Origin of the sequence: Streptomyces sp. NPDC127084, from assembly GCF_042724175.1 — a bacterium.
Taxonomy (GTDB): Bacteria; Actinomycetota; Actinomycetes; order Streptomycetales; family Streptomycetaceae; genus Streptomyces.
Map to the genome: position 1 here is coordinate 135893 of NZ_JBHXFA010000001.1, position 12904 is coordinate 148796.

Annotated in this window: 12 protein-coding genes; 10 read left to right on the plus strand and 2 right to left on the minus strand. The window is 68.0% G+C overall.

Going from position 1 to position 12904, the window contains the following annotated elements:
• Positions 1-146 precede the first annotated feature (146 nt).
• The 5 genes from ACFWI9_RS00635 (at position 147) to ACFWI9_RS00655 (ending at position 7393) form a co-directional block, all read left to right on the plus strand.
• Positions 147-617: an SseB family protein gene (locus tag ACFWI9_RS00635; RefSeq protein ID WP_387157898.1), complete on the plus strand. Its 471-nt coding sequence runs from the start codon at positions 147-149 to the stop codon at positions 615-617.
• Entirely contained in the window at positions 614-1222 is a 609-nt protein-coding gene (locus ACFWI9_RS00640) for a hypothetical protein (protein ID WP_387157900.1), read from the plus strand. The genes ACFWI9_RS00635 and ACFWI9_RS00640 overlap by 4 nt, the downstream gene beginning before the upstream one ends.
• The gene (locus ACFWI9_RS00645) at positions 1222-5973 is read left to right on the plus strand and encodes a putative T7SS-secreted protein (protein ID WP_387157902.1); all 4752 of its coding nucleotides are present in this window, start codon (positions 1222-1224) and stop codon (positions 5971-5973) included. Before ACFWI9_RS00640 ends, ACFWI9_RS00645 begins: the two co-directional genes overlap by 1 nt.
• Before the next feature lie 516 nt (positions 5974-6489).
• Positions 6490-6768: a hypothetical protein gene (locus ACFWI9_RS00650; RefSeq protein WP_387157904.1), complete on the plus strand. Its 279-nt coding sequence runs from the start codon at positions 6490-6492 to the stop codon at positions 6766-6768.
• Positions 6769-6814: 46 nt separating this feature from the next.
• Positions 6815-7393 carry a hypothetical protein gene (locus ACFWI9_RS00655; protein WP_387157905.1) on the plus strand — a complete coding sequence of 193 codons (579 nt, stop codon included), beginning with the start codon at positions 6815-6817 and terminating at the stop codon, positions 7391-7393.
• 186 nt (positions 7394-7579) lie between these two features.
• Here ACFWI9_RS00655 and ACFWI9_RS00660 read toward each other — a convergent pair whose 3' ends face one another.
• Positions 7580-7999 carry an ATP-binding protein gene (locus ACFWI9_RS00660; protein ID WP_387157907.1) on the minus strand — a complete coding sequence of 140 codons (420 nt, stop codon included), beginning with the start codon at positions 7997-7999 and terminating at the stop codon, positions 7580-7582.
• A 136-nt stretch (positions 8000-8135) separates the two neighbouring features.
• Between ACFWI9_RS00660 and ACFWI9_RS00665 the strand changes: the two genes are divergently transcribed.
• Positions 8136-9002 (plus strand): Scr1 family TA system antitoxin-like transcriptional regulator, encoded by an 867-nt coding sequence (locus ACFWI9_RS00665; protein WP_387157909.1) that lies wholly within the window; start codon positions 8136-8138, stop codon positions 9000-9002.
• The gene (locus tag ACFWI9_RS00670) at positions 8999-9253 is read left to right on the plus strand and encodes a DUF397 domain-containing protein (RefSeq protein ID WP_387157910.1); all 255 of its coding nucleotides are present in this window, start codon (positions 8999-9001) and stop codon (positions 9251-9253) included. The genes ACFWI9_RS00665 and ACFWI9_RS00670 overlap by 4 nt, the downstream gene beginning before the upstream one ends.
• A 25-nt stretch (positions 9254-9278) precedes the next feature.
• Here ACFWI9_RS00670 and bla read toward each other — a convergent pair whose 3' ends face one another.
• The gene (bla, locus tag ACFWI9_RS00675) at positions 9279-10208 is read right to left on the minus strand and encodes a class A beta-lactamase (RefSeq protein WP_387157912.1); all 930 of its coding nucleotides are present in this window, start codon (positions 10206-10208) and stop codon (positions 9279-9281) included.
• Between the two features lie 114 nt (positions 10209-10322).
• Between bla and ACFWI9_RS00680 the strand changes: the two genes are divergently transcribed.
• The 3 genes from ACFWI9_RS00680 (at position 10323) to ACFWI9_RS00690 (ending at position 12804) form a co-directional block, all read left to right on the plus strand.
• Entirely contained in the window at positions 10323-11216 is an 894-nt protein-coding gene (locus ACFWI9_RS00680; RefSeq protein ID WP_387157914.1) for a LysR family transcriptional regulator, read from the plus strand.
• Entirely contained in the window at positions 11213-12127 is a 915-nt protein-coding gene (locus ACFWI9_RS00685; protein ID WP_387157916.1) for a serine hydrolase, read from the plus strand. The genes ACFWI9_RS00680 and ACFWI9_RS00685 overlap by 4 nt, the downstream gene beginning before the upstream one ends.
• 179 nt (positions 12128-12306) lie before the next feature.
• Positions 12307-12804 (plus strand): excalibur calcium-binding domain-containing protein, encoded by a 498-nt coding sequence (locus ACFWI9_RS00690; RefSeq protein WP_387157917.1) that lies wholly within the window; start codon positions 12307-12309, stop codon positions 12802-12804.
• Positions 12805-12904: the final 100 nt, after the last annotated feature.

A 12904-nucleotide genomic window follows, 5' to 3' on the forward strand; every position in this document is an offset into this window, starting at 1 on the left:
TCATAGCGCGACACCGCGGTTTCAAGGGTCCCAAGGGTTTTGAGCCAACTTCCTGTGAAGGGCTCGGCAAATCCTGTTTCCCGCAAGGACGTTCGGATAGCGTCTTGCGTTTCGCTTACACAATGGACCTACGGGGGTGACGCAACGTGAGCGCGTTTCCGCACACTCAGACACGTGCCGGGCAACTCGAAGCCCGCATACGGCTGTTGACCGATCCGGACACGGCGGACGGACTGCGGGACTCGCGGGCGGCACTGGGCGAGTTCCGGCGGACCGAGGTCCTGGTACCGGTGGTGGACGGCGGTCTGCTGTCCGCGCCCTCCGGCGGCATTCGCTGGATATTCGCGTTCACAAGCCTGGAAGCTCTCGAGCACTTCGTCGCGCGACGCGGCGAGGCCATCGACGAGTGGGTGCCGGTGTATGGCGCGCACATACTCGACCGGATGATCCCGGGTATCGAGGGGCCGACCGGGGTCGCGCTGGACGCGGGAAGTCCCACGGGGTGGTTGCTGCCGCCGGTGGTGGGGATCGTGCCGGACGCGGTGGCGGTGGATGCGACGGACCCGGCTGGCGCGGCTGGCGCGGCTGGCGCGGTGCAGGCCGAGGGAGCCGCATGAGCGGGGGATATCAGTTCGACCGGGAGGCCCTCGACCAGATCACCAAGGGCATCGACCTCGCCATGGACGAGCTCAAGGAGCTCGGTTTCGACATCGAGGCGAATCTGGGGCGTGGCTTCGACGAGTTGGAGCTGGCCGGGCTGGAGGTGGGCGACGACGCTCTGACGCGGACGTTCGCGGCCTTCTGTGAGAACTGGGGTTGGGGGGTGCGGACGTTGATGCAGGACGCGAACGAGTTCGCCAGGCGGCTCGGGCTGTCGGCGGGGATCTATCACGAACAGGAGCAGTACGCCTCCGACACCCTGAAGAACGCGTGGACGGCCGCCACTGGCAATCCGCACCTGACCCAGGAGGAGATCAACGGCCGGTCCTGGGGGGACACCTTCAAGGACAACAACCTGAGCCATATACAGAACGCGGACTTCAGCGCGGAGTCGGGGCGGGCCGGGCTCGAACAGGCCGAGCAGGCCTGGGCACAGGCCGGCGAGGACGTACGGACGTCGACGGTGACTCCGGGGGCGCTGTTCGAGGACGACACCGAATGGCAGTGGGACGGGCCGCCCGAGCAGCAAGCCGGACCCGGCGCCGGCGGGGGCGAGCGCTGATGGGGGTCCTGGACGGCATCGGCGAGATGGCCGAGGGCGCCGCCAACACCGTGAAGGCGGGCGTCGGCGAGGCCACCGACTTCGTCGCCGGGAAGACAGCGGACGGCCTGAACGCGATCGGCGCCGAGGGTGCGGCGGAGGGCGTACGCGACTTCGGCGAGGGTGTGAACAACCGCCTCGGCGGCACCGTCGAGGAACGCCGACTCGGCGAGACCGACGACCCCAAGGAGCTGGTCCACGGCAGCGCCCCGGCGATCGAGGAGCGGGCGAAGCACCTGCTCGACTTCGCCAAGGCCTTCGAGAGCGTCGGCGACGGCATGCGCGATCTGAGTGGCCATGGCTGGCAGGGCGAGGCGGCTGACGCCTTCCGCGCCAAGTTCGACATGCACCCCAAGCAGTGGCTGAAGGCGGCCGACGCCTGCGAGGACGCGGGCAAGGCGTTGCAGGCGTACGCGGACACGGTGGTCTGGGCACAGGCTCAAGCAGGCATCGCGCTCGAAACGTACAAGAACGCGCAACGCGCCACCGAGCAGGCCGCCTCGGCATACGACACCCAGGTGGAGGCGTACAACCAGGCCGTCACCGCCTACAACCTCACGGCCCTCCGGGGCGGCGACCCTGGACCGAAACCGACCGAGCCGGGAGGCTTCAGCGACCCGGGAGTCGGGGGCCGCCAGGAGGCCCAGGAGATCCTCGACGACGCCCGCCGCCAGCGCACCGACGCGGCGCGCGACGCCCAGCGGAAGGTGGCGGCGGGGCTGGCGCTGGCCCCGGAGAAGCCGGATTTCACCGACCGGCTCACCGCCGACCTCAAGGACGGCATGGTCGGCATGCAGCTCACCGGGGCGCACGTGGGGGGTGGCGTGGTCAACGGCATAGCGGACATGGCCCGGCTGGCCCGCACGGTCAACCCGATGGATCCCTACAACCTCACCCACCCCGGTCAGTACATGGGCGCCTCCAGCATGGTGCTGGCCGGACTCGTCGGCACGGCCGCACACCCCGAGCGGCTGCCAAAGGCGATGATCGGGACGGGCTGGGGCAGCGACCCGGGCAACGCCCTGGGCGTGCTCCTCGCGAACGCGGTCGGCGGCAAGGGGATGCCGGGCGCGGCCAGGAGCGCGGTGCGGGCCAGCGCCAAGGAAGCGGTGACAGGCGCGGCACGCAGTGGTGTCAGGACGTCGATTCGGGACGTGGCCCGCAAGACCTGGTGCAAGACCTTCGGCGGCGACCCCATCGACATGGCAACCGGCCGAATGGCGCTGCCCCAGACCGATGCCGCACTGCCCGGCCGACTCCCCCTGCGCTTCTCCCGCCAGTTCGAGTCGTCCTACCGGGCCGGGCGGTGGTTCGGCCCGTCCTGGGCGTCGACGGCGGACCAGCGACTGGAGGTCGACGCCGAGGGCGTCATCCTGATCGGCGACGACGGCTCGCTGACGCCCTTCCCCCACCCGGCGCCGGGAGTGCCGGTGCTGCCCCTGGTAGGCGAGCGCTACCTGCTGACCATCGACACATACGGCGACTACACGGTCAACGACCCCGTCGCGGGCCGCGCCTGGTACTTCACCGCGCCCGGCGGGGACGGCGACGGCATCGCGCGGCTGGAGCAGACAGCCGACCGTTCCGGGCAGTGGCTGGCCTTCAGCTACGACGCCGAGGGCGCGCCGACGGAGATCGCGCACAGCGCGGGCTACCGGCTGAAGCTCACCACGGAGGGGGACCGCGTCACAGCCCTCCACCTGGCGGGAAACGACGGGCCGGGCGCGGACGGCCAGGACATCGAACTGGTCCGGTACGCGTACGACGACCGCGGTCACCTGTCCTCGGTGACGAACTCCTCGGGCCTGCCCACCCGCTTCACGAATGACGACCTGGGCCGCATCACCGCGTGGACGGACACCAACGACTCCTCCTACGAGTACGTCTACGACGATCAGCACCGCTGTACGTACCAGACGGGCCAGGCCGGACACCTGCGGAACAAGTTCACATACGACAGCATCGACTCGGCGACCGGCCACAAGGTCACAACCAGGACCGACTCCCTCGGCCACACCAGCCGTTACCTGATCAACGAGCGGCTGATGGTGGCCGGGGAGATCGCCCCGGACGGAGCGACCACCCGGACCACGTACGACGACGGCAAGCGCCCCCTGACCGTCACCGACCCATTGGGTCGCACGACGAGCTGTGCCTACGATCCGGCGGGCCGCCCCCTGGTGATCGTCCGCCCGGACGGCCGCTACACGAGCATCGGCTACGACGATCAGGGCCTGCCCGTGTCCATCGTGGGCGCGGACGGCTCCCGGACCTACCAGCAGTTCGACGAGTGGGGCAACCGGACGTCGGTGACGGACGGGACGGGTGCCACCACGCTCTTCACGTACGACGACCGCGGCCATCTGTCCTCGGTCACCGACGCGTTGGGAGCGACGACATCGGTCCGCTGCGATGCGGCGGGGCTGCCGCTGCGCATCACGGACCCGCTGGGCGCGGTGACCTCGTACGAACGGGACGCGTTCGGCCGCCCGATCACCCTGACCGACCCGCTGGGTGCGGTCACCCGGCTGGAATGGACGGTGGAAGGCAAGCCGTCGCGCCGTACCGCTCCTGACGGGACCGCGGAGTCCTGGACGTACGACGGCGAGGGCAACTGCACCTCCCACACGGACGCGATGGGTGCGCTCTCGCGCTACGAGTACACCCACTTCGACCTGATGTCGGCCCGCACCGGCCCTGACGGTGTGCGCTACGAGTTCGAGCACGACACCGAACTCCGCCTCCGCAAGGTCACCAACCCTCAGGGCCTCACCTGGAGTTACACCTACGACCCGGCCGGACGCCTGATATCCGAGACGGACTTCGACGACCGCGTGCTGGCCTACCGGCACGATGCTGCGGGCCAACTGGCCTCACGAACGACCGCCTCCGGCGAAGTGATCAGCTTCGAGCGCGATGTACTCGGCCGCACGGTGGCCAAGGACGTGGCTGGGGTGGTCACGACTTACGCGTACGACGCGACCGGCGGCCTAGCCCGGGCGACCAGCCCGGACGCCGACCTGACACTGGAGCGCGACGAGGCCGGCCGGGTGGTCTCGGAGACGGTCAACTCCCGCACACTCAGCTACACCTACGACAGGCTGGGCCGCCGGACCGGTCGGATCACACCCACGGGCGCGTCCAGCACCTGGACGTACGACGCGGCGGGCAACCGCACCCGACTCACCACGTCAGGCCGCACCATCGCCTTCACCCACGACGAGGCGGGCCGCGAGACATCCCGCCACATCGGCGACACCCTGACCTTCACCAACACCTTCGACCCCCTCGGCCGTCTCACCAAGCAGGAAGTCTTCGGCCCGACACGGCAGACTCTCCAGCACCGCACCTACACCTACCAGGCCGATGGAAACCTGATCGGCCTCGACGACCACCTCAACCTCAACGGCTCACGCCACTTCGACCTGGACACGGCCGGGCGGGTCACCGCGGTACACGCGGCACGCTGGTCGGAGACCTACGCCTACGACGAGGCAGGCAACCAGACCGCGGCCACCTGGCCGACCTCCCACCCGGGCCAGGAAGCCACCGGCCCCCGCACCTACACCGGCACCCGTATCCGCACGGCAGGCGCGGTCCGCTACGAACACGACGCAGCAGGCCGCGTCACCCTCCGCCAAAAGCCCCGGCTGTCGCACAAGCCGGACACCTGGCGCTACGAGTGGGACCCGGAAGACCGCCTCACCTCCGTCACCACACCGGACGGCACGGCCTGGCGCTACCAGTACGACGCGCTGGGCCGCCGCATCGCGAAGCAACGCCTCGCCGGGGACGGGCAGACGGTCGTGGAGCAGGTGACCTTCACCTGGGACGGCACGACCCTCTGCGAACAGACCACCGAGAGCCCCGACCTCCCCAGTCCGGTGTCATTGACCTGGGACCACCGGGGCCTGCACCCCGTCGCGCAGACGGAACGCCGCCTGTCGGCGGACACCCCACAGGAAGCCATCGACGACCGCTTCTTCGCCATCGTCACCGACCTCGTCGGCACCCCGACGCAACTCATCGACGAGTCCGGCAACCTGGCCTGGCGCACCCGCAGCACTCTCTGGGGCACCACGACCTGGGCGAAATCCAGCACCACATACACCCCACTCCGCTTCCCGGGCCAGTACTTCGACCCCGAAACCGGGCTGCACTACAACTACTTCCGGCACTACGACCCGGAGACGGCGCGGTACTTCAGCCAAGATCCATTCGGACTCAGGCCCGCACCCAATCCGACGGGCTACGTGCAGAATCCTCACATTGACACTGACTCCCGCGGCCTTGCGCCGGATTCATGTCGAAATGGAGGTAGTTGGGACGCAAATGACGAACCTTACCTATACCGAGGTGTCGGCTTCGCGAATGAACGCAGCCCGGCCGAGTGGCAAAAAATGTACCAAGATGCCCTCCAAGGTGTAGCCGAACCACTCGGAGGCCACTCAGATCCACAACTACACGTCGGCGGTCGAACTGACAGCATTTTCACCTCCTGGACCACCTACTACGAGGAGATGGCAATCGAAGAAAGCTACCGAGGAAATGGGCCAGGCGTAGTATTGCGCATCCCAAACGGAGATGGCACAGAGTACTCTCGAGTTCCCGGAATTTCTTTCCCGTACGACGAAGGAGAAGTACTCCTCCGCGGGACGGTCAACGGCGCAGAGATCAGCATTGGCGGTGGACCATGGACTCGACCGAACTGAGACGACTCATTTCCGTCGCAACCGAAGAAGGAGCCTGCGCTAGCGAGGCACTGCTTTCGACACACAACGCAGTAGACGTCGAGAGCGGTGAGGTCCTGCGCATCAACTTGCTAAAAATCTATCTACGCAGACTAAGAAGGACTCAGCCAGGGACTCAGCTAAACGAAGACACGAAGGAACTTGTTGCGTTCCTTGAAAACTACCCCGAGGAGACGTTGAGCATGCTAAGCGTAAGGACAGAAGAGGGCGGAAAACATCTATTTCTAGCCGACTCGAACGAAACTAGGATCCTATACTGGATGCGCATGTTCTCATCTTAGGAGAGGTTATGAGAAAGGATGGCGATTATCGCATGCCTCCACTTTGAGGACGACGTTGAACGGAACACGCAACATCCATAGCAGACCTCCACGCAATCAACGAGCTCGGCAAGCCCTGAGCAGGTTCGGTCAAGTCCTTTGGTTCCGGTTACCTACCGAACGACATCCGATTTACGGGCATCTTCAACTTGCGTTCGTGAGCTGGCGCTTCGCAGATCCCAAAGAAGAACTCAAGCCCGCATTCAAGGACGCTGTAGCGCGAGCCGAAACTCAAGCGGATTGGACCTTCACTGCAAAAGGAAATTGGATGATCTTGCCTACTCGCCTGCTCGAAGGAGCCGGGAATGAGTCCCAACACTTCAACGAAGCTATGATCGCCATCAATTCGGGAGATCAGAGCTTCTGTGCCGCAACCGCCGAAGACCTGGAAAGAATTCTCCTCATGCTTGAAAGCGCTGCCGCTTCAGAGTGTTAAACCGTACAGCGACAGGGCCTAAATGGCAGCCGAAATGGAGGGGCATGTGACCGACCCCGCCGAAGTGTTCCGCATCGTGCCACGCTTCCACGATTCATTCAGAGGAGTGTTCCTGGAAGACGACCAGATCCTGCGATGGGAGTTGGACGAACAGACCGTCCCCCTCCCCGCCGAGGTCCCGGGATCGCTGCACGGGGACCCTGCGGGAACACTCGCTGACTACCCGAGCTCGGACTTCGGGTCCCCCATTCTGAGCGCTGCCCTGTTGCGAGCCGTTCGGGACCGCTTCTCCGGCACCGGACACTTCATTCCGGTGAACGTCCCCAGCCTCGCCTTCGGCGCCTACACGGCATACGTGCCGACCACCGTCTTCGACTGTCTGGACCAGCTCAACTCCTCGACTCCGGAGGCGACCGGGAAGATCCGGTTTGCCGTCTTCCACCAGCACTTGGTCCCCCAGCAAGTCCCCGCGTTCCGCCTTACGGAGAACAAGACCTACGTGTACTGGAACGCGTGGGCCGCACGCTCGATCGAGTCCTCCGCCGCGCCAGGGAGCTTGGAACTGCGCTTGGTGTGGTCGAGCGACCCGACGGCAACCCCGCACCGGGATCCGATGGGGTTCTAGTCTGCACGGAGTCGTGATCAAGTGGCGGGGCGGAGACTGCGCAGCCAGAGATCTACGACCGCCTCGATCCGTTCCTTTCACCGTATCGTCCCAACATCGACGACTGATCGGCCAACTGTTCGGAGTTGATGGGGAGCTGAGCAGGCTGAGTTTGGACTTTGGCGATCACAAACCTGGCGTAGGTCCTCAGGGCAGCGGCAGTTCGGCCCACACCGTCTTGCCGACGACCCTCTGTGTCGTGCCCCAGTCCGATGCGAGCGCGTCCACCAGCAGCAGACCCCGGCCCGTCTCGGAATCGGCGGCCGACGGGACGGCTGCCACCGGGGCGCGCTCGCCCCGGGCGTCGGCGACCTCGATGCGGAGGGTGCCCGACCCGAGCAGCAGGCGCAGCTCGAAGTCGCGGCCCGCGACGCGGCCGTGGGTCACCGCGTTCGCGGCGAGCTCGGCGACGATCAGGGCCGCGTTGTCCGAGAGTTCGCTGCTGTACGGGATACCCCACGTGTGGCAGCGGTGCACGGCCAGATGGCGGGCCAGTCGGGCGCCCCGGCGGGTGGAGCTCAGGCGCTGGGTGAACTCATTCTTGAGGGTGGTGATTTCGGCCTTCATGTCACCGAGCGTGGCCGGTTGTGCATAAGCTTCCCAGGACTGGCGGCGCGACGGAGCGTGGCTGTGCGGGTACAGTCCGGGCCTTGTGCGGGGCGTCGACCGTGACCACTGCGGCTGAGCAAGGGCGGTACGGGGCATGGCTGAATCGGAACGTGAGGAGCGGCCAGAGCGGCCCGTCGAGGAGGACGGCACAGCACTCCTGTTCAGTTCGCTGGGCAGGCAGATCAAGGCGCTGCGCGAGGCCGCCGGGCTCAGTCAGAAGGAGCTGGCCACGGCGACGCACTGCGGGGAGTCGCTGATCTCCGCGATGGAACGAGGCGTTCGCACTCCTCAGCCGGATTTCCTGCTGCTGGCGGAGCCGGTGGTGGACGCGCGAGGAGTGCTGAAGGCCGCGATCCCGGACGTCGAGAAGGCACAGGCGAAGGCGCGGGTGCGGCATCCGGACTGGTTCCGGGACTTCGCAGGGGAGGAGGCGAAGGCGGTCGCCCTGCACTACTACGCGAACCAGTCCGTCCCGGGCTTGCTCCAGACCCCGGAGTACGCCCGGGCCGTGTTCACCCAGCGGCGTCCTCTGCTCGATGAGCAGACCATCGAGAAGCGCCTGGTCGACCGGCTGTCCAGGCAGGACGTCTTTGAGCGCTGGCCCGCACCGACCATGACCTTCGTGCTGGAAGAGTCGGTGCTGCTCCGGCCCATCGGTGGGCGGGCCGTTCACGAGCGACAGTTGCGGCGGCTCCTGGAGGCCGGACGGCTGCGCACCGTGGAGCTCCAGATCATGTCGTTGGGCTGCGAGGAACACCCGAGTCTGGATGGCACGTTCACCCTGCTGACGCCCAAGGGGCGGGGACAGGTGGCGTATACCGAGAGCTATGGCCACCCCAGGCTGATCACGGACCAGGATGAGGTCCGGGTATTCAGCGAGCGCTATGGGATGATGCGGGGCCAGGCTCTCGCTCCCCGGGAGTCGCTGGCCCTGATCGAGAAGATGCTGGGAGAGCGATGAACACCGCTGAACTCGACTGGTTCAAGAGCAGCTACAGCGATGGAGAGGGCGGGGAGTGCCTCGAAGTCGCCTACGCCTGGCGCAAGTCGAGCTACAGCAGCGGAGAAGGCGGCGAGTGCCTCGAAGTCGCCGCCTGTCCCGGCACCATCCATGTGCGCGACTCCAAGGTCCCGACCGGCGGTCGGATCGACCTCGCCCCCGCGTCCTGGGCCGCCTTCGTCGGGTACGCCGCCAGCCAGGCTCAGCCGTAGCCCTGGCGGGAGCCCGTCGGCCCCGTCACCTCGACCGCACGACCACCGATGCCGCGTCCGCGACCAGTGCGTCGTTCCACTGCGCGTCTTCGCGGTCGCGGCTCGACAGGATCGCCATGACGATGGGCTTCGCGCCGCCGCCCGGCCACACCACGGCGATGTCGTTGCGTGTGGCGTAGCGACCGCCGCCGCTCTTGTCCGCGACGGTCCAGCCCTCCGGGACGCCTGCCTGGACCAGCTTGGAACCGGTGGTGTTGGTGCGCATCCACTGGGTCAGCTGCGCGCGCTCGTCGCTCTTGAGGGCCTTGCCGAGTACCAAGGCGCGCAGGTCCCTGGCGAGTTGGCGCGGGGTGCTGGTGTCGCGGGGGTCGCCGGGGGTGGCCTCGTTGAGTTCCGTCTCGTAGCGGTTCATCTGGGTCACCTTGTCCCCCAGGTGCTTCTCCAGGATGGCGTCCAACTGCTTGGGGCCGCCGAGTGCGTCGAAGAGCAGGTTGGCGGCGGTGTTGTCGCTGTAGCGCGTGGCGGCGTCGCAGAGCTCGCGCAGGGTCATACCGGTGTCGGTGTGCTTCTCGGTGATGGGCGAGTGGTCGACCAGGTCGTCCTGCCCGTACCGGATCAGCTTGTCGAGGGCCTTGCCGGTGCCGTACTTGCGCAGCACTTCAGCGGCAATCAGTGCCTTGGAGGTGGAGGCGTACGCGAATCGCTCGTCCGCACGGTAGCTCACCTCACGGCCGGTGCCGGTGTCGATCGCGTACACGCCGAGTCGTGCGTCGTACTTGCCCTCAAGCTCCTGGAACGGCTTGGACACCTCGGCGGGCTTGGACGTCTCGGACGACACCTTCGACATGGCGGGGGTCGCTGTTGTCTGCGCGCAGGCCGTCAGCGGGACGAGTGCGAGCGTGGCAAGCGCGCCGAGGGCGGCACGGCGGGCGGGAGCGCTCTGGTGGCGGTGCATGGGGCGAACCTCCGTGGTCGGGTCTCTTGTCGGCTCAGCCTCACCCACCTGCGGGTATGCGGTCCAAGACGGGAATGCGCGGTTCCATGCCGTTTCGGCATAGGGTCGGAGCTCATGGATGTCGTCGCAGCGTGCCGTGCCTTCGTCAGCGTCAGCGAGCGCGGGAGCTTCACCGTGGGGGCGGCCGCCGCGCGGATGTCGCAGTCCGTCGCCAGCCGCCGGGTCGCCGCGCTGGAGAAGCATTTCGGCGAGCGGCTCTTCGAGCGCACGCCGAGAAGGGCGACGCTCACTCCGTTCGGGCGGGACATGCTGCCGGTGGCACGGCGGCTGGTGCTGACCGCCGACGACCTGGAGCGCGGGGCGGAGGCGGCCAAACGCAAGCCGGTGCGGCTGGCCGTGCCTGAGCTCGGATCGACCGGGGATCTCGCCCGGCTGGTCGCCGATGCGCGCGACGCTGGTGTGTCGCTGGAGCCCTACACCGCCGGGCCTGCGGAACGGGCCGCGCTGGCCCGCTCCGGTGAGGTGCGGGCCGCGCTCGTGGCCGTACCGTCGGACCAGGCCGTGTGGTGCGTACCGCTGGGGCTCGCCGGTGCGCGGACGGCGTCGGGCGGGAGGCGGCGTGTGTATCTGGACTCGCTGCGGGTCGGACGGGCCGACTCCGGTCCGCCGCGCCGCATCTGGATGCAGCCGGAGGACGATGTGGCGCATGTCCGCGATCCGCTCACACGGCAGTGTGAGGCGGTGGGGCTGCGGCCCGCGCAGCTCGTCGTCGCACCGAGTCTGACGCTGGCGGTGGCGGAGGTGCTGCGCGGGGCGGATCTGCTGCTGTGCTCAGCGGCGCAGGCGGCGGGGCTTGGGCTGCGCTGGCGGCCCATCGGTGAGACCGAGCTGGTACGGGGGTACGCGATCGCGGCGACGGCGGCCGGAGATCCGGAACGGTTGCGTACCCGGCTCGGGGACGCCCTCGGAAGCTGTCTGGGCGCGGACGGCGCAGAGGTGGCTTCATGAACAGCGGTAGCGAGAGGCTGCTGGCGGATCTGCGCAAGGAGCTGCACGACGGTGGGCTCGCCGGCTCGTTTCTCGTACGGGACCTGCGCACGGGCGACGAGCTCGGTATCGAACCCGACACCGAGCGGCCCGTGGCTTCCCTCGCCAAGATCCCGCTCGCGCTGGCGACCCTCGAACGCATCCGGCGCGGCGAACTCGACGGCTCGACCGCCCTCGACGTACAGCCGGGGCGTGTCACCACCCCCGGGCCGACCGGTCTGAGTCGCTTCCGCCATCCGGCACGGGTGGCGGTCGACGATCTGCTGTATCTCAGCACGTCATTGAGTGACAGCACGGCCGCAGACGCGCTGTTCGCACTCACACCGCCCGAACAGGTGGCGGACATCCTGCGGGAGTTGGGCCTGCATCACGGCCTCACGGTGCGCCACACGATGCGCGAACTGGCCGACACCCCCGCCGAGCGCCTGGACCCGGCGCAGGGGCATCTCGCCCAGGCCCTCGCCATCGACGCGGGGACGGGCGGCGGTGGGCACCGGCTGCCGCAGCTCGATGTGACCCGTGCCAACACGGGCACGGCGCGTGCTTTCGCGGATCTGTTGCAAGCCCTGTGGACGACGCCGTCACCGGTCGATCCCTGGACCGCCGAACGGACCAGGACCCTTATGGCGAACAACGTCCTGCGGCAGCGGCTCGCCCCGGACTTCAGCTCCGATGCCTCCACCTGGTCCTCCAAGACGGGAACGCTGCTGAACCTCCGCCACGAGGTGGGCGTGGTCGAGCACGCCGACGGGCAGGCCTTCGCCGTGGCCGTGCTCACCGAGTCCCGCGTCCCGGCGAGCAGCCAACCGGGGGCGGAGGCGCTGATGGCGCAGGTGGCGCGGAGATTGCGGGACGAGCTGCGGCGGTGGTGAACGGACCGTGGTGTAGACCGCGGTGAACGGACCGTGGCGAATATCGGGCGTCCTGATTGTCCGGGCTCTGCGGCACGGCGACCCGTGTCTCCCATCAGTTCGGGCGAACGCCTGACGCCGTACATACGCCGACGCTAATGTGATCCACCTCACATGGCACAGTGCGTGAAGGGGGACTCATGAATCCATACGGCCCCAACCCCGGACCGATACCCCCCGGACCACACCAGGCACGGTCGCGGCTCGCCTCCCGACCGGCCTTCTGGGTCGCCATCGCGGTCACGGCTGTACTGGCCGGGAGTTGCGGGGTTGGTATCGCCGGTTCCGAGCAGAGCGGCACGAGCGACAAGCAGGCCCTCACGGCGACGGACACGCAGCCCACGGCAACAGTGACGGCCACGGTCACAGCCACTCCCCCGGCCCTGAAAGCGGAACCGCAGGCGACCGTCACCAAGGATGTCCGGGTCGAGGTCACGGTCACCCAGACGGTCACCGAGCAGGCGGAGAGCCGACCCGACGGCGGCGGCTCGGATGATGGGGGCGGCGGCTCGGACGACAACGCCTACTACCGGAACTGCGACGCCGCCAGGGCGGCCGGTGCCGCGCCCGTGCGCGTCGGGGACCCGGGATACGGGCGCCACCTCGACCGGGACGGTGACGGCGTCGCCTGCGAGTGAGACCGTCCGGGGGGGGGGGGGGGGGGGGGGGGGGGGCGGCGCCCCGCGAGTGGTCCCGCGCGCGGGGGGCGGGGGGGGACTGGGGATGACAGTCCGCCGC